15 protein-coding genes are annotated in these 15,933 nt (G+C 68.6%); 10 read left to right on the top strand and 5 right to left on the bottom strand.

Going from position 1 to position 15,933, the window contains the following annotated elements:
- The first annotated feature begins 106 nt into the window (after nt 1-106).
- Nucleotides 107-931, top strand: a complete 825-nt coding sequence (locus ACFO0G_RS10260; protein ID WP_286403877.1) for a DUF1206 domain-containing protein — start codon at nt 107-109, stop codon at nt 929-931.
- A 26-nt stretch (nt 932-957) separates the two neighbouring features.
- Here ACFO0G_RS10260 and ACFO0G_RS10255 read toward each other — a convergent pair whose 3' ends face one another.
- On the bottom strand, nt 958-1,737 hold the full coding sequence (locus ACFO0G_RS10255) for an MBL fold metallo-hydrolase (protein WP_376977381.1): 780 nt from the start codon (nt 1,735-1,737) through the stop codon (nt 958-960).
- Nucleotides 1,738-1,977: 240 nt separating this feature from the next.
- Here ACFO0G_RS10255 and ACFO0G_RS10250 point away from each other — a divergent pair, with 240 nt between their 5' ends.
- Nucleotides 1,978-2,721 (top strand): SGNH/GDSL hydrolase family protein, encoded by a 744-nt coding sequence (locus tag ACFO0G_RS10250; RefSeq protein ID WP_286403882.1) that lies wholly within the window; start codon nt 1,978-1,980, stop codon nt 2,719-2,721.
- 62 nt (nt 2,722-2,783) lie between these two features.
- Here ACFO0G_RS10250 and ACFO0G_RS10245 read toward each other — a convergent pair whose 3' ends face one another.
- Complete coding sequence (locus tag ACFO0G_RS10245; RefSeq protein ID WP_286403885.1) at nt 2,784-3,485, bottom strand: SCO1664 family protein; 702 nt, start codon at nt 3,483-3,485, stop codon at nt 2,784-2,786.
- 28 nt (nt 3,486-3,513) lie between these two features.
- Nucleotides 3,514-4,143: an MSMEG_4193 family putative phosphomutase gene (locus tag ACFO0G_RS10240; RefSeq protein WP_286403886.1), complete on the bottom strand. Its 630-nt coding sequence runs from the start codon at nt 4,141-4,143 to the stop codon at nt 3,514-3,516.
- Between the two features lie 214 nt (nt 4,144-4,357).
- On the opposite strand from ACFO0G_RS10240, the gene ACFO0G_RS10235 reads away from it, so the two are divergent.
- The 3 genes from ACFO0G_RS10235 to ACFO0G_RS10225 are packed head-to-tail and all read left to right on the top strand — an operon-like array spanning nt 4,358 to nt 8,376.
- Nucleotides 4,358-5,746 carry a sigma 54-interacting transcriptional regulator gene (locus ACFO0G_RS10235; RefSeq protein WP_286403889.1) on the top strand — a complete coding sequence of 463 codons (1,389 nt, stop codon included), beginning with the start codon at nt 4,358-4,360 and terminating at the stop codon, nt 5,744-5,746.
- A gap of 14 nt (nt 5,747-5,760) precedes the next feature.
- The gene (locus tag ACFO0G_RS10230; protein WP_376977378.1) at nt 5,761-7,761 is read left to right on the top strand and encodes a vWA domain-containing protein; all 2,001 of its coding nucleotides are present in this window, start codon (nt 5,761-5,763) and stop codon (nt 7,759-7,761) included.
- Between the two features lie 6 nt (nt 7,762-7,767).
- Entirely contained in the window at nt 7,768-8,376 is a 609-nt protein-coding gene (locus ACFO0G_RS10225) for a dihydrofolate reductase family protein (protein WP_286403894.1), read from the top strand.
- A gap of 16 nt (nt 8,377-8,392) precedes the next feature.
- Here the strand turns inward: ACFO0G_RS10225 and ACFO0G_RS10220 are convergent, their stop codons facing one another.
- Nucleotides 8,393-9,688, bottom strand: coding sequence for a BNR-4 repeat-containing protein (locus tag ACFO0G_RS10220; RefSeq protein WP_376977376.1), 1,296 nt, complete (start codon nt 9,686-9,688; stop codon nt 8,393-8,395).
- 155 nt (nt 9,689-9,843) lie between these two features.
- Here ACFO0G_RS10220 and ACFO0G_RS10215 point away from each other — a divergent pair, with 155 nt between their 5' ends.
- The 5 genes from ACFO0G_RS10215 (at nt 9,844) to hrpB (ending at nt 15,234) form a co-directional block, all read left to right on the top strand.
- Complete coding sequence (locus ACFO0G_RS10215) at nt 9,844-10,782, top strand: 5'-3' exonuclease (RefSeq protein ID WP_376977374.1); 939 nt, start codon at nt 9,844-9,846, stop codon at nt 10,780-10,782.
- Nucleotides 10,783-10,982: 200 nt separating this feature from the next.
- Complete coding sequence (locus tag ACFO0G_RS10210; RefSeq protein ID WP_376977372.1) at nt 10,983-11,498, top strand: flavin reductase family protein; 516 nt, start codon at nt 10,983-10,985, stop codon at nt 11,496-11,498.
- A 148-nt stretch (nt 11,499-11,646) separates the two neighbouring features.
- Nucleotides 11,647-11,949, top strand: a complete 303-nt coding sequence (locus ACFO0G_RS10205; protein WP_376977370.1) for a hypothetical protein — start codon at nt 11,647-11,649, stop codon at nt 11,947-11,949.
- 1 nt (nt 11,950) lies between these two features.
- Nucleotides 11,951-12,556: a hypothetical protein gene (locus ACFO0G_RS10200; protein ID WP_376977368.1), complete on the top strand. Its 606-nt coding sequence runs from the start codon at nt 11,951-11,953 to the stop codon at nt 12,554-12,556.
- 41 nt (nt 12,557-12,597) lie between these two features.
- Nucleotides 12,598-15,234 carry an ATP-dependent helicase HrpB gene (hrpB, locus tag ACFO0G_RS10195; RefSeq protein ID WP_376977366.1) on the top strand — a complete coding sequence of 879 codons (2,637 nt, stop codon included), beginning with the start codon at nt 12,598-12,600 and terminating at the stop codon, nt 15,232-15,234.
- A 17-nt stretch (nt 15,235-15,251) separates the two neighbouring features.
- Here the strand turns inward: hrpB and ACFO0G_RS10190 are convergent, their stop codons facing one another.
- Entirely contained in the window at nt 15,252-15,929 is a 678-nt protein-coding gene (locus ACFO0G_RS10190; RefSeq protein ID WP_376977364.1) for an alpha/beta hydrolase family protein, read from the bottom strand.
- Nucleotides 15,930-15,933: the final 4 nt, after the last annotated feature.

Genomic DNA, 15,933 nt, shown 5'->3' with positions numbered 1-15,933 from the left:
GGGCCGGCGCGGGCGGATTTACACTGAAGCATTCCGCGACGCTGGCGGGCCGGGGGAAGCTGACCGGGGAAGAGAAGATCAACTACATATTTGGGAAGGGCCGGCCATGGGCAACGCGTCGCAGGGAGCTAACAGGGCAGTATCGGAGGCCGCATCCGCGAGCCGCAGCCCGGCGGTCCGCATGTTGGCCCGGGCAGGATTTGTCTTCATCGGCCTGGTCCATATCCTGATCGGCGTCATTGCCCTGCAACTGGTCCAGGGCCGGGGCGGCGAGGCCGACCAGTCGGGGGCGATTGGAACCCTGGCATCCAAGCCCGGTGGCGGCATCCTGCTGTGGGCCGGCGCCGTGGCCTGCGGCGCCCTTGCCTTGTGGATGTTCAGCGAAGCCTTTTATGGTGCCCGCAGCGAGACTGAGTCCAAGAAGAAGGTGAAAGAGGCGGCCACCGCCGTGGGCAAGGCCGTGGTGTTCGGTTTCCTGGCCTTCACCTTTGCCGTCTTCGCCGCCGGTGGCAGCAAAAACTCCAGCCAGTCGGCCAGCGACTTCACAGCAAAGCTGATGGGAGCGCCGGCCGGGGTGGTGTTTGTCATTGTCGTGGGGCTGGCGATCGTCGGGGCAGGGGTCTTTTATGCCTATCGGGGTGTTTCCCGGAAGTTCATGAAGGACCTGCAGGATCCGGGCAGTGCCCGCACGGCCGTTGAGTGGCTTGGAACAGTCGGCTATGCGGCCAAGGGCGTGGTGCTCGCCGCCGTCGGTGTCCTGATTGTCGTGGCTGCGGCCACCGCCGACCCATCCAAATCCTCGGGCCTCGACGGCGGCCTGAAGGCCCTCGGCTCACAGCCTTACGGGGTGTTCCTTCTCGCCGCCATTGCCGCCGGACTCATCTGCTACGGCGTGTATTCCATGGCACGGGCACGCTACGGACGGTTCTAGACCCAGCCGTGCCAGTCCAGCCCGGATTACGGGGTCTCAGGAACCCGGCCCTGTATGGCGGCCAGGGCCGCGCCCAACGGGAGGCGCACTGCGGGCCCGTGGCCGGGGAGGATTACCGAGGCGTCAACTCCCTCCAGTTTCCGGAGGGCGGCCAGCGCCTCGGCCGGGTCTGAGTGATACATCCTGTGCAGCATCTGCGGCCCGCCGCTCCGGCTGATCGGGTGGCCGGTGACAAACGAATCACCGACGGCGATGACGCCGGCCCCCGGAAGGAGGAGTGCCGCGTTGCCTGGGGTATGGCCGGGCAGGGAGACGGCTTCGGGCCTGCCGGGCAGCGCCCGGAGGGCGGCTGCGTCCCATGCCTGCGCGCCGGAAACAGGCTTGGCCGCCAGCGCCCCGGCTTTGATGGCGTGCAGCATCCAGCGCATGACGCGGGGCCGCCATGCACGGCCCAGCACCTGGGCAAGGCTGACCTGGTGCTTTTCCGTTCCGCGCACGTGGGCCAGTTCTTCGGGGGCGCACAGCACCGGGGTTCCGAACTCCTCGGCGAAGTACGCCGCCGAGCCGGTGTGGTCCACGCGGCCGTGCGTGACCAGCAGCGCAACGGTGTCGGCAGGGTCCAGGCCAAGGTGGCGGAGTGAGGCGAGGACGTGGTGGCGGTCAGCGGGGTAACCGCTGTCGATCAGGATGAATCCCGTCCCGTCCCGGACCACGATCCAGTTGGCGGCCGGCCCTTCAGCGAAGTAGACGCCGGGTGCCGTCACGGAAAGGCTGGTCGCGGGGTTCCAGGTGGTTTGCTGCTGCACGGGTCAAGGGTAGCTGCTCGAGCGCAGCGGGACGGCCGGGTGCGCGCCTGCCCCCCACGGAGGCTGGCGGGGTACCTAATGCCCTAAGACTTCCTGTGCAGTCGCTGTGCATCCTGTTGATTCTGGTCACCTTCGCCCTACAGTGATCCCACAATTGCCTACGATTGGACACGGACAAAGAACATATCGGCGGCAGCGACCCAGCTGCCGCCACGCATTTCCAGGGAGGAGGCAGTACCCATGCACCAAAATGCGTACCCCCACTCGCATCCCGGGCGTCTTTTGGCGGCCGGAGCTGTTGCCCTCCTCCTGGCCATCACATCGGGAAGTGCCGCCCAGACCCAGCCATCCGCCACGGCGGCGCCTCCGGTCCGCGTGGTGGTGGTGGGGGACTCGCTGAGCACCGGCCACGGTACCTCTCCGCAGCAGGCGTGGCCTGCGCTGATGCGGAAGGACCCGGAGGTGGCCGGCCTGGAAGTGGTCAACGCCGCCGAGGACGGAAGCGGCTACCTCAGCCTGGGCGACTACAACGGAACTTTCGGCAGCCAGGTTGAAGATTTCGTCACCCCGGATACTGGGATCGTGGTTTTCTTCGGGTCCGAGAATGACCTGGGCTACCCGCCGGCCGATTTAGGCAGCGCCGCCCTGGCCGCCATGGACCGGGCGGAGACCCTGGCCCCCGAGGCCAGAATCATCGTGGTGGGCCCGCCGTCGTACACCACAACCCCGGATCCCGGACTGGTGGACATCAGCGACCAACTTAAAGCCGCTGCCCTGCAGGCCGGCGGGGAGTTCGTGGACCCCATCGCCGAAGGCTGGATCAGCGATGATTTTGACGACCTGATTGGTCCGGACGGCGACCATCCGACCGTTCAGGGGCAGCACTACCTGCTGGACCATATCGGCGCCTACCTTGAGCAGGCAGCCCCGGCGGCTGCAGCGGCATTGGAAGGGCGCCAGGACCCGCGCAAGCCTGCAGCCTAGTCCCGCGGACAGGACCACTAGAGGCCCGATCAAAAGCGCCTGGACAGCATCACCTGCGTCACTTAGACCAAAGGCCACGGGTAGCGCATGCCCGTGCGGTCCACGGGGAGGACCCGTTCCTGCAGCATGCGCTGGACCCGGCGCTGGAGCGCGGCCACCTCGGCGTCGTTAAGCAGCTCGGCCAGATCGGCCGGCACCTGGGTGGCCAGGGGGCTGATGTCGTCGAGCAGGGCCTCGGGAATGGGGTCGCCGGCGAAGTCCCAGATCACCGTCCGCAGTTTGAAGGCGGCGGAGAAGCACAGGCCATGGTCGATGCCCCAGATATGGCCGTCGGCGCCCCGCAGCACATGCCCGCTTTTCCGGTCCGTATTGTTCGCCACGTAGTCGAACAGGGCGATCCTGGCCAGTGCGCCGTGCGTTTCGGGGGAGTCTTCGTACAGGGTGAAGTAATGCTCCCCGAGATCGCCTTCGATGAACCACTGCAACGATCCCACCCCCAGCGGTGCGTCTGCGCGGACCACCGTGGGCGGGACGATTCCCCACCCCAGTGCTTCGCTGAGCAGGTACGCAGCACGCTCCCGGCGGTGCAGGCCGGCGTCGAAATCTGCGAGCGGACGTTCGCCGGCAACTGGTTTGTAGACTGCCCAGGCGGAGTCATCCCCGCACGAAAGCTCTGCGAGGAAGGTGGCATTGCTGCCGCTCATGATGCGGCCCAGCAGCTCCACGCGGCCTTCCGTGAGGAGGGTCAGTTCACGTTCAGGCACCACGGGCTCCACGTGGATGCACGCCTGGTCACGGCGCCCTCAGCCCGCTGAGGGGTTCCGACGTCGAATTAACCATAAGCACGGCTGGTGCCTGGCCGTCGGTGTAGGAGATTGCCGAGACCGACGCCGGGCTGATCATGATCCGCTGGAAGAGGTCCAGGTGGGTGCCCAGCGCGTGGGCGACGGCAGCTTTGATGGGGTCGGCATGGGAGAAGCAGACGACGACGGCACCCGGGTGGGCAGCCCGGAGGGCGTCCAGCGTGCCGACGATCCGGGCCTGCATTCCGGAGAATCCCTCGCCGTTGGGGAAGCGGAAAGCGGACGGGTTGTGCTGGACGGTTTGCCACTCCGGCAGGCCTGTCAGGCCGGCGAGCGCCGCACCGGTCCAGTCGCCGAAGTCGCACTCCAGGAGCCCGGCATCCTCGCTGATGGTGAGCCCGGCACGGGCAGCGGACGGTTCAGCTGTCTCCCGTGCCCGTTCCAGCGGCGAGGAATAGATCGCGTGCACGGGCAGGCCGGAAAGGCGTTCGGCCACGGCGTCGGCCTGGGCGCGCCCGCGCTCTGAAAGGTGCAGCCCCGGGGCCCGGCCGGGCAGGACCGTACCAGTGGTGGGCGTCTGGCCGTGGCGGACTAAAAGGATCAAGGTGCTCTGTGTCATTGCGTCTAAGCGTAGCCGCGAGGGGACCCCGTGCCGAGCTTGCGAGGCGCGGGGAGCGGCAAGCGGTAGCCGCGAGGGGACCCCGTGCCGAGCTTGCGAGGCGCGGGGAGCGGCAAGCGGTAGCCGCGCGGGGAGCGGCAAGCGTTACGGCCAGCCGCCTGGGAATCTGGAGGAATCTCTCGATTAGCCGCAGGGCGGGGCTTACGGTAGAGAGGTGACTGATCGCCCCGATATCTACACCGTTGGTGAACTCCGTGCGGCAGGCTACGTCCTCAAGGACCTTCGCCATGAGATCCGCGACAATCTCCTCGCCGCCCTGGCGGAGGGGCGTGACCCCTGGCCGGGCCTGTACGGGTTCAGCAGGACTGTTATTCCGCAGCTTGAGCGGGCGCTGATTGCAGGCCATGACATTGTCCTGCTGGGCGAGCGCGGCCAGGGCAAGACCCGCCTGCTCCGAACCCTGGCCGGGCTGCTGGATGAATGGTCCCCAGTGATTGAAGATTCGGAGCTCAATGAGCATCCGTTCGAACCGATTACCGAACAGTCCCGTACCCGCGCCGTCACCGAAGGGGACCGGCTGCGGGTTGCCTGGCGGCACCGTTCGGAGCGCTACGTCGAGAAGCTGGCGACGCCGGACACGTCGGTGGCAGACCTCATCGGCGATGTGGACCCGATGCGCGTGGCCGAGGGCCGGCGCCTGGGCGATCCCGAAACCATCCACTACGGCCTTATCCCGCGCTCCAACCGCGGCATCATCGCCATCAACGAACTGCCGGACCTTGCCGAACGCATCCAGGTAGCCATGCTCAACGTCATGGAGGAGCGGGACATCCAGATCCGCGGCTACGTGCTGCGGCTGCCGCTGGACGTGCTGGTGGTCGCGTCCGCCAACCCGGAGGACTACACCAACCGCGGCCGGATCATCACCCCGCTGAAGGACCGCTTTGGCGCGGAGATCCGGACGCACTACCCGATCGAACTGGAAGACGAGGTCTCGGTCATCCGGCAGGAGGGCCGCCTGGTGGCGGATGTCCCGCCATTCATCCTGGAGATCCTGGCCCGCTACACCAGGGCGCTGCGGCAGTCGCCGGCGATCAACCAGACCTCCGGTGTTTCCGCCCGGTTCGCCATTGCCGGGGCGGAGACCATCGCCGCCGCGGCCCTGCGCCGGGCCAGCCTGCGGGGTGAGGACCAGGCCGTGGCCCGGATCATCGACCTGGAACCCGCCGTGGAGGTGCTCACCGGCAAGATCGAGTTCGAATCAGGTGAAGAAGGGCGGGAGCAGGGCGTCCTTGACCACCTGTTGCGCACCGCCACAGCCGAAGCGGTCAGGGCCCATTTCCAGGGGCTGGACATGGGACCGCTCGTCGCCGCCCTCGATGGACACCGGACCGTCAGCACCGGCGAGCAGGTTACAGCCCGGGAGTTCCTTGGCAACCTCCCGTCGCTGAACGGCTCCGGCCTCTACGACGAAATTGGCCGGCGCCTCGGTGCGGTGAACGACGGCCAGCGGGCCGCCGCCGTCGAACTCGCCTTGGAAGGCCTGTACCTTGGCCGGCGGATCTCCAAGGAGTCCGACGACGAGGAAACCATTTACGGCTAAGCCCAGGAGGCACCATGGCCATCCACAAACGGTCCGCCAGATACGGCCGGTACACCGGCGGCCCCGATCCGCTTGCCCCGCCGGTGGACCTGGCCGAGGCCCTCGACGCCGTCGCCGAGGACGTCATGGCAGGCTATTCGCCGCGCCACGCCCTGCAGGAGTTCCTGCGGCGGGGCGGCCGGAACCGCGACGGGCTGGATGACCTTGCCCGGCGCGTCCAGCAGCGGCGGCGCGACCTGCTCGGCCGGCACCGGCTGGACGGCACCCTGGACGAAGTGAAGAAACTCCTGGATACTGCCGTGCTGGAAGAACGCAAGCAGCTGGCCCGGGACGCCATGATGGACAACACCGACCGTGCCTTCCGGGAAATGCAGCTGCAGAACCTGCCGCCCTCCACCGCCGCGGCCGTCAATGAGCTGGCGTCCTACGACTGGCAATCCAGTGCAGCACGCGAAGCGTACGAACAGATCAAGGACTTGCTGGGCCGGGAAGTCCTGGAGCAGCGGTTCGCCGGGATGAAGCAGGCGCTGGAGAGCGCCACCGATGAAGACCGCGAGGCTGTGAGCACCATGCTCCGGGACCTCAACGAGCTGCTGGGCAAGCACCGGCGCGGCGAAGACACGGAGGCGGACTTCCAGGAGTTCATGGCCAGGCACGGCCAGTACTTTCCGGAGAACCCGCAGTCGGTCGAGGAGCTGGTGGACGCGCTGGCACAGCGCGCCGCCGCTGCCCAGCGGCTCCTGCAGTCGATGTCCCCGGAGCAGCGTGATGAGCTGATGCGCCTGTCTGCCCAGGCCTTCGGCTCGCCCGAACTCATGGCCCAGCTCAGCGACCTCGACGCCGCCCTGCAGGCGCTGCGGCCGGGGGAGGACTGGAATGGATCGGAACGTTTCGAAGGACAGGAAGGCCTGGGACTGGGCGACGGCACCGGAGTGCTCCAGGACATCGCGGAACTCGACGAACTGTCTGAGCAGCTGTCCCAAAGCTACAACGGCTCCCGGCTGGATGACCTGGACCTGGACGCCCTTGCCCGCCAGCTCGGCGAGAACGCCGCGGTAAGCGCCAGGACGCTTGCGGAGATTGAGCGGGCCATGCAGGACGGCGGCTACCTGCGGCGCGGGGCGGACGGCGACCTTCGGCTGTCCCCACAGGCGATGCGGCGGCTGGGGAAGTCGCTGCTGCGCGACGCCGCCAGGCAGCTGTCCGGGCGGCAGGGCAGCCGGGACACCAGGATGGCAGGGGCCGCGGGTGAACTGACCGGGTCCAGCCGGCAGTGGGAATTCGGCGACGCCGAACCCTGGGACGTCACCCACACCATGACCAACGCCATCCGGCGGACCATGGCCGACGGCGGCGACCCGGCCCGCGGACTGCGGCTGGCGGTGGACGACATCGAAGTAGCGGAGACGGAAGCCCGGACCCAGGCCGCCGTTGCCCTGCTGGTGGACGTGTCCTTCTCCATGGCCGCCGAGGGGCGGTGGGTTCCCATGAAGCGGACGGCGCTCGCGCTGCACCACCTGGTGTCCACCCGTTTCCGGGGCGACCGGCTGCAGCTGATCACGTTCGGCCGCTACGCGCAGTCCATGGACATAGGGGAACTGACGGCACTGCCTGCCCTGCGCGAGCAGGGAACCAACCTGCACCACGGCCTGCTGCTGGCGGCCCGCTTCTTCCGCCAGCACCCGTCCATGCAGCCGGTCCTGCTGGTGGTCACGGACGGCGAACCCACCGCGCACCTGCTGCCGGATGGGGACTCCTGGTTCAACTGGCCGCCGGATGCCGAAACCATCCGGGCCACCGTCGGGGAACTGGACCGGCTTGGCCGCATGGGGGTGCAGACCACCTTTTTCCGCTTGGGGAACGATCCGGGCCTGGAACGGTTCATCCAGCGGATGGCGCACCGCGTGGATGGCCGCGTGGTGGCGCCCGAGGTGGGCGACCTGGGCGCCGCAGTGGTGGGCGAGTACCTGCGCGCCCACGTCCGCAGCGCCTACGCCGACGGCGACTGGTTCTGACCCGCCATGGCCGAGCTGATGGTGGACCTGATCATCACGCTGGACGGCTGTGCCTCCGGGGAGGGCTGGCCGGGCTGGTGGGGCCTGGAAGGGCCGGAGTACCTGGCCTGGCTCCAGCAGGAGGCACGTACGGAGCGCACCTATCTGTTGGGGGCCAACACCTACCGCCTCATGTCCGGGATGTCGGAGGATGCCGCGGCCGGGGGTACAGGCTACTCGGAAGACGAGAGCGCTTCGCTGACGGGCCTCGCTGCCGTTCCCAAGGTGGTCTTTTCCTCCAGCCTGACGGCGCCCCTCCAGTGGCCGAACTCCGAGTTGGTGGCCGGTGACGCCGTTGAGGCCGTCAGGCGGATGAAGCAAACCCATGCGGGGCCCATGAGTACCCTGGGCAGCCTCAGCCTTTGCCGGTCCCTGATGGGAGCGGGCCTGGTGGACCGTTTCCGCCTGGTCGTCTTCCCCCTGATCACCGGCCGCACCGGAAGCGAACGGATCTATGACGGCTACCCTGACGTTGCCCTGGAGATGGTGGACAGCAGGACTTTTGACGGGCGCCTCCAGCTGCTCGAGTACATTCCGCGCGTGATCGACGCGCCGCAACGGAGGGGACAGGCGTAGCGCCCTTGGCATCAGGTCACAGGGGAAGCACCACGACTTCAGTTTCGTAGGCCTGCGAGGAGCGCATGGTGCCGCGGAACCAGCACACCGCATGCACCGCAGAGTCTCCGGGCGGCACCATTGGACGAAGGTTGTCCACCTGGGAGTCGGCGGTCACTGCCTCCCAGTCCCACGTGCCGCCGCCGTCCCGGGTCAAGCCGGTGTAAATCTCGTAGTGTGCAGTGGCTTCCCCAGTCCGGGGATCGAGCGGAGCGGAGATGTACACCCGGTCCAGATCGTAGGGATCCACCGCGCCCAGCCCGGTGTAGTCCTGTTCGTGGGGGAGCAGGGCCGGGCCGGCGGCGGCGAGATGGTGCAGCTGCCAGCGGGTGCCGTCGAAGCGCGCGTAGAGCAGGCGGTGATCGTCGACGTCGAGCCGCTGCTCCCGCTCAAGGGCACCGTTGACGTCGTTTGCCCGGCAGCTGATGATCGCGGCCAGCTGGGAACCCTGGCCGCGGAGGTCCACAGTCCAGCCGTGGGTGAGGAGGTGCCCGTCGAGTTCGGTGCCTGCCTGGAAAACCGTGGTGAGGGAGCTCTGGTTGATGCCGGGGGAACCGAGCAGGGGCTTGGACACCACCTGGCCCTGTCCGTCGTGCAGAGCGTTGTCGCGGATAAAGCCGTGATAGATGCTGTTGTTGAAGTCGCGGGGGTGGTGGTCCGTGGTGATGAGGTCGATGCGGTCACTGCCGTTGCCGAAGTAGCGCGTGTAGCCGTTGACGTAGCCCACCTTGGGCCGGGTAAAGAGCTTGCCGCCGAAGCGCCAGCTGGTGCCGTCGTCCTCGGACACCATCAGGGTCGGGTCGTCGTTGATGGCCCGGACAAAGTTGTACACGCGGGACTCGGAGTCCAGCCGGTGCAGGTTGGAGTAGGTGGCGCCGCGCCCGTCGGCCAGTTCCGTCCAGTCGAAGCACTGTTCAGGCCCCCATTCGGAGGCGTCGTGGGGCCGCGTGGAGATCCGCCAGCGGGAAAAGTTGTCTGTCTTGTGCTTGGCGTACATGGCCAGGTACCGGCCGTCCGGCCTGATCAGCAACGCAGGAGCATCATGGTCGTCAGGCTCCAGCTTCCGGTGCAGGACATGTACCGTGCTCTGGCCTGTTGCCAGGTCCAGGACTGCAATTTCGATGTTGCCGCCACGGCTTTCGCCGCCGGGGCCTTCCGGAGCAGCCACCGAACCCACCAGCAGGGTGTTGGCAACGGGATCCACCAGGGCCCGCTCGTCCTGAAACCAGCACCAGGCGCCGTTGTCATTGATTGTGATCGGGTCCTGGGACATGGCACTCCTGTATAGTCGGGAAAGCGTATTCCGCTATCCTTGCCCATACCTCTTCCGGGGTCAACGCTTCTGCACCGCTGATATCGGATCAACAGCCGCTCCGGCCACCGGTCCGCCTGCTGCCGTACCGAGCCATTCCGTGTCAGGATCAAGGTATGCCCCAGCGCCTCATGCTGCTCGACACTGCCTCCCTCTACTTCCGTGCCTTCTACGGCCTGCCGGACACCATCCGCCATCCGGACGGAACGCCGGTCAACGCCGTCCGCGGACTGCTGGACATGATCGCCCGCCTCACCACCGACTACCATGCCACCCATCTGGTGGCCTGCTGGGACGATGACTGGCGGCCGCAGTGGCGCGTGGACCTGCTTCCCACCTACAAGGCCCACCGCGTGGCCCGGACGGTACCGGGCGGCACCGACGTCGAGGTGGTACCGGAGGGTCTTGAAGCGCAGCTGCCCATGATCCGCCGGGTGCTGGAGCTGGCCGGCATCGCCATCGTGGGTGCCGCGCAGCATGAGGCCGACGACGTCGTGGGCACCTACGCGAGCCAGGCTGCCTTCCCCGTGGATGTCGTTACGGGCGACCGCGACCTCTTCCAGGTCTGCGACGACGAACGCGGAGTCCGGGTCATCTACACCGCCCGCGGCATGAAGAACCTCGAAGTCATCACCGAAGAAAGTGTGGTGGCCAAGTACAAGGTCCTGCCCCAGCAGTACGCCGACTATGCCACCTTGCGCGGGGACGCTTCCGACGGCCTGCCCGGCGTGGCGGGAATCGGCGAGAAGACGGCGGCCTCCCTGCTGCTGAAGCACGGCACCCTGGAACGGCTGCTGGCAGCCGCGGAAGAGCCCGGCGGCGGGGTGTCCGGGCCTGTCCAGGCCAAGCTCACAGCCGCCGCCGCGTACCTGGAAGCAGCCCCCGCCGTCGTCCGTTTGGTGCGCAACCTGGAGCTGCCCACCCTGGATGAGGCCGGCGCCCTGCTGCAGCCGGTGACCGGTGGGCGGCGCGCTGAACTCGAGCAGCTGGCAACGGACTGGAACCTGGGCGGATCGGTCCGCCGGCTGCTGGCCGCCCTGGATCAGCGCGGTTAGCAGACGCCAACGGCGGTGAAAGCCGCCTTGTGTTGCGTCATCCAGGGACATAACACGCCCCCTTGGATCCCTGCTGGATGACGCCGGATGTGCAGGGGTGACGCCGGGTTTCGGCCCGTGTCCGTTCATGTCAGACGGCTTGAACAGGCCTTTTTCGGGATGGTTTGGTGAGGTAACGATCCAGACGAGAGGCCACTTCCATGACAGTCACTTCAGATCTTGCTCCGCGCCGGCTTCGCGACATTTTCGGAACCTTCGCCAGCGGCCTGACCATAATCACCGGTTCCACCCCGGACGGACCCGCCGGTTTCACCTGCCAGTCATTTGCATCCCTGTCGCTGGATCCGGCCCTGGTCACGTTCAGCCCGGCGCGCACCTCAACTACCTGGCCGGTGCTGCGGAGGGCCGGTTCCTTCGCCGTGAACATCCTTCCGGCGGAGCACCAGCACCTCGCCGGGCAGTTCGCCCGCCCCGGAGCCGAGAGGTTCGCAGGAGTCAGCCACACGTCGTCGCCGCTGGGAAATCCCCTTCTCGATAATGCGCTCGCCTGGATCGACTGCGACCTTCACGCCGAGTACGACGGCGGCGACCACAGCATTGTGGTGGCCGCGGTGCGCCATCTCCACGCTCGGCACGACGCAGAACCGCTGCTGTTCTTCAGGGGCCGGTACGGCGGGCTTGCACCGGCAAGGGGCCTGCTCGAAGCGGGACGCTGACGGGTCCTGCCAACCCATTGGCCCAAGGGCTTCCACTTCGCGCCCGGGAACACCGGCCGTCCGCACTCTTGCTTCCGGCCCATCCGGTAGTAAGCTTACTGAGCATTACTAGTAAGCTTGCTGATTAAATGGGATGGGAGCGGGAGCCATGGGCGCAATTCTCGGTACGGCCCTGTCACTGATGCTGACCGTTGGCGGGGCGGCGGTTGCCGCAGAGGGTGGCCCCGGGGCCGCCCAGCATTATCTTGCCGGACATGTGCTCCTCGGAGTGGGCATCGGCTTGTTGATCGCCACCATCCTGCGGGCAGGCGCCCGGATTCTCCTGGCCCGGCGTACTTCACCCGCGCATGAGACCACAGCGCTGCCCCCCGAGGCCGACCCGGCCACCGTCACCGTGCTACCCATCCGGTCCACCGTTCCCATGCCGATGCGGGGCAGGCATGCCGCATAGGGTGGAACCCACAGCGGCACCCGGGCTTGCCAGTGAAGCAGTCGGGGCGCATCCCGTACCCCTGCGCCGTCGGAGGGCCCATGCCCTGATCGTCCTCTGCTGCACCCTGGTTGCCGCCGCACTGGTGGTGGGAGCGGCGGGCATCCGTTCCGCAGACGACGACGAAAACGTCCTCCGGGGCTTCCAGGTCCGCGTACTGAGCATCAGCCAGGCGGCCGCAGAGAACAGGATGGATGGGGCACTGGCAGCCCTGCAGGCACTTGAAAAGGACGTGGGCGATGCGGCGGCAGCAGGCCGCCTCTCCGCTGCACGGTACCGGGGCATCGAGACCGCACTCTCGGCAGTGAAGTCGGACATTGCCACGAAAGTGGCGGCCGCCGCAGCACCTCCCGCGGCGGAACCCAGCGCAGCGGCCCCTGCCGGTTCCGACACCAACCAACTTGCCGACACCGCCCAAAGTGAATCCGTCCCCGCTCCCGTGGAACCGGCGGTGCCTGCCGTGGCCCCCGCCCCTGCTCCGGCGGCGGCCGTTCCCGGTGACAAGCGTTCGGACACCGCCAAGGAAGCCAGAAACAAGAACAAGGGCAAGGAACAGGGGAAGCCCTGACCCCAACGGCGGGGCCCATGCCGTCAGGGCAGAATGGACGGATGACTCCACCTGAGGGCTCCCCGCCCGCCGACGCTTTCGACCTCGCGGCCATCGGCGCAGGGCTTGCCTTCGAAGGTTCTCTTCCCGCCTTGCGAAGCGCACTGCAAAGCGGCGGGGCGCCGGGCGCCGCCGTGGTGCAGGCGCCGCCCGGGACAGGCAAGACCACGCTCGTTCCGCCGCTGCTGGCGAATCTGTACGGCCGGCACGGGCGCATCGTCGTCACCCAGCCGCGGCGCGTTGCCGCGCGGGCCGCCGCCCGCCGCCTCACCGGGTTGGACGCAAAGGGACTGGAGGCCGGAGGCAAGGGCAGTCGAGTCGGGTACACCGTCCGCGGGGAACACCACGCAGGTCCAGGCACCCGGGTCGAGTTCGTCACCCCGGGCATCCTGCTGCACCTCCTGCTGGCCGATCCCGGGCTTGACGGGACCGCCGCCGTCATCCTTGACGAGGTGCATGAACGCGGGCTGGAGACGGATCTTTTGGTGGGCATGCTCGCGGAGGTCCGGGCGCTGCGGGGCGACCTGGCCGTCGTCGCCATGTCCGCAACGCTGGACGCACCAAGGTTCGCAGCCCTGCTGGGGGATACCGACGGCGGCGGGCCGGCGCCCGTCGTCGACTGTCCTTCCGTGAACCATCCCTTGGAGGTCCAATGGCTCCCGGCGCCGGCCGCGCGGCTGGACGCCAGGGGGGTGAGCCGCTCCTTCCTGGACCACGTGGCCGCGGCAGCGGCTGACGCCCACGCCCGCACCCTTGCCGCTGACGAGTCAATGGACGCCCTGGTGTTCCTTCCTGGTGCCAGGGAAGTTTCCCACGTTGCTGCGCTGCTCCGTTCCCGGACGGGACGCACCGTTGAGGTCCTCGAACTCCACGGCCAGGTGGGTGCAGCGGAGCAGGACCGGGCGGTGTCAGGGCGGGGTCCCGGGGATCCGCCACGGATCATCGTCTCCACCGATCTTGCCGAGTCCTCCCTTACGGTGCCCGGCGTCCGGCTGGTCATCGACTCCGGGCTCGCGCGTGAGCCGCGGCGCGACTCGGGCCGGGGCATGAGCGGGCTGGTGACGGTTTCCTGCTCCCGGGCATCCGCCGACCAGCGTGCGGGCCGTGCTGCCCGGCAAGGGCCGGGAACCGTGGTCCGCTGCTACTCGCAGCAGGCGTACGGGGCTGCCCCCGCCCACGTGACGCCGGAAATCGGTGTGGCGGACCTGACCGGCGCCGCCCTGACCCTCGCCTGCTGGGGAGCGCCGGGCGGAAAGGGGCTCGCCCTGCCGGACGCGCCGCCGCGGCTGGCGATGGAGGACGCCATCGAGGTGCTCCGCGAGCTTGGCGCCGTCTCCGACGACGGCCACGTGACGAAGGCGGGACGCGCCCTTGCCGCGATACCCGCCGATCCCCGGCTGGCCCGTGCATTGCTCGACGGCGGCGCCTCCTATGGCGCGCAGGCCGCCGCAGAGGTCGTCGCCGCGCTCTCCGGGGACCATCGTGCCCCGGGAGCAGACCTGCCCCGCCTCATGTCCCAGCTCCGTGCCGATCCGGGCCCGGCCGGCCGCCGCTGGGCGGAAGAGGCCAAACGCCTGGCAGGGCTGGGGCGGCGGCAAAAGAGCGCTGCCGCGGCGGGCCCTGCCATGCCTGCCACTGGCGGGGAAGCTGTAGGCGCCGTCGTCGCCCTCGCCTTCCCGGACCGGGTGGCCCGCCGCGTGCCCGGCAGCGGGGGCGCCGGGCAGTACCTGTTGACCTCCGGCACCAGGGCGGGCCTGCCCGCCGGCAGCAGCCTGTCAGGGGAGGAGTGGCTGTCCGTGGCGGAAGTGTCGCGGGCGGAAGGCCGGGATGCTGCCGGCACCGGCGCCGTGATCCGCGCCGCGGCGCCGCTCTCGGCCGCGATGGCCGACCGGGCAGCGGCGCGCCTGTTCGCCGACACGGTGGAGGAGGAATTCAGCGGCGGCCGGGTGAGCGCACGGAGGACCAGGCGGCTGGGTGCCATCGTGCTGTCCGCCACGCCGGTCCGGCCCACGGCTGAGCAGGGCAGGAAGGCCGTGGCGGCGGCGCTGCAGTCAGGGGGGCTCACGGCGCTGGCATGGTCGACGGCGGCGTCCTCCCTCCGGCGCCGGCTCGCTTTCCTGCATCGCGGGTTGGGAGAGCCCTGGCCCGACGTTTCGGACGCTGCGCTGCTGGCGCGGCTGGAGGACTGGCTGGGGCCGGAGCTGGAAGAGCTCGCTGCCGGCAAGCCTGTCAGTTCGCTTGACCTGGCCCAGCCACTGCGCCGCCTGCTGCCCTGGCCCGAAGCCGCCCGGCTGGACGAGCTTGCGCCGGAAGCTCTTGAGGTACCCAGCGGCTCGCGGATCCGGATCGACTACCCGGAGCCCGGTGATGGAGCTGCTGCGCCGGTGGTGGCGGTAAAACTTCAGGAGTGCTTTGGCTTGGCAGAATCCCCGAGGCTGCTGGGGGGCAGGGTCCCCGTGCTGTTCCACCTGCTCTCACCGGCCCGCCGCCCCCTCGCCGTCACCGATGACCTCACGTCGTTCTGGTCGGGACCCTACAGGCAGGTACGTGCGGAAATGCGGGGCCGCTACCCCAAGCACCCCTGGCCGGAGGACCCTTGGTCCGCCCCGGCGACGGCGCGGACCAGGCAGCGCCCGTAAGGGCAAACCCGGGACGCTCAGGAGTGCGACCCGATGAATTCGGCGACGGGGGCGGCCAGGGATTCCCCCACCTCGTCGGCAGGGCGCTTCTTACCTGCCACCGCGAAGGAATGGTCGCCGCCCTCCACCCATTGAAGGACGGCATTGGGCCCGATGCGGGACACAACGTCCGCCATGATGTCCGGCGTGGCAAAGGTGTCCCGGGTCCCCTGCAGGAACAGCATGGGCGTGGCCAGCCCATACAGGTGTTCGTCCCGGAGCTTTTCCGGTTTTCCGGGAGCATGCAGGGGATAGCCCAGGTACACCAGGCCTGCGGTCTCCATGCCCTCGGCGACGGCCATGGACGCCATCCGTCCACCGAACGACTTGCCGGCCGCCCACACGGGACCGCGGTCACCGTGCGCTCCGGCCCGCGCACGGGCAGTGTCCATGGCTGCCCGCCAGGCTGCGATGGCCAGGGGAGGGCGGTCCGGAAACTTCCGCCCTGCCTCGCGGTAGGGGAAATTGAAGCGCAGGGTGGCCAGGCCCAGGCTGTTCAACGCATCGCTGAAGCCGCGAAGGAACGGGTGCTCCATGCCGGCGCCTGCGCCGTGTGCCACCACCACGGTTGCGGTGGGGTTCGCGGGGCGGGCGTAAATGGCGGAAAAGGTGGCGTCCCCTGTGGTGATGGTGAGCTGCTGTTCGGTTGCCGGCATGGGT

It is taken from the genome of Arthrobacter sedimenti, assembly GCF_042652025.1.
In the GTDB taxonomy this organism is placed as follows: Bacteria; Actinomycetota; Actinomycetes; order Actinomycetales; family Micrococcaceae; genus Arthrobacter; species Arthrobacter sedimenti.
The sequence above is the reverse complement of the archived record's forward strand: the minus strand, read 5'-3'. Positions and strand labels throughout refer to the sequence as shown.

What these genes read in the sequence shown, in the direction of transcription:
- ACFO0G_RS10260 (WP_286403877.1), top strand. Translation starts at nt 107, where the DNA reads ATGGGCAACGCGTCGCAGGGAGCTAACAGGGCAGTATCGGAGGCCGCA.
- ACFO0G_RS10250 (WP_286403882.1), top strand. Translation starts at nt 1,978, where the DNA reads ATGCACCAAAATGCGTACCCCCACTCGCATCCCGGGCGTCTTTTGGCG.
- ACFO0G_RS10240 (WP_286403886.1), bottom strand. Translation starts at nt 4,143, where the DNA reads ATGACACAGAGCACCTTGATCCTTTTAGTCCGCCACGGCCAGACGCCC.
- ACFO0G_RS10230 (WP_376977378.1), top strand. Translation starts at nt 5,761, where the DNA reads ATGGCCATCCACAAACGGTCCGCCAGATACGGCCGGTACACCGGCGGC.
- ACFO0G_RS10225 (WP_286403894.1), top strand. Translation starts at nt 7,768, where the DNA reads ATGGCCGAGCTGATGGTGGACCTGATCATCACGCTGGACGGCTGTGCC.
- ACFO0G_RS10220 (WP_376977376.1), bottom strand. Translation starts at nt 9,688, where the DNA reads ATGTCCCAGGACCCGATCACAATCAATGACAACGGCGCCTGGTGCTGG.
- ACFO0G_RS10215 (WP_376977374.1), top strand. Translation starts at nt 9,844, where the DNA reads ATGCCCCAGCGCCTCATGCTGCTCGACACTGCCTCCCTCTACTTCCGT.
- ACFO0G_RS10210 (WP_376977372.1), top strand. Translation starts at nt 10,983, where the DNA reads ATGACAGTCACTTCAGATCTTGCTCCGCGCCGGCTTCGCGACATTTTC.
- ACFO0G_RS10205 (WP_376977370.1), top strand. Translation starts at nt 11,647, where the DNA reads ATGGGCGCAATTCTCGGTACGGCCCTGTCACTGATGCTGACCGTTGGC.
- hrpB (WP_376977366.1), top strand. Translation starts at nt 12,598, where the DNA reads ATGACTCCACCTGAGGGCTCCCCGCCCGCCGACGCTTTCGACCTCGCG.
- ACFO0G_RS10190 (WP_376977364.1), bottom strand. Translation starts at nt 15,929, where the DNA reads ATGCCGGCAACCGAACAGCAGCTCACCATCACCACAGGGGACGCCACC.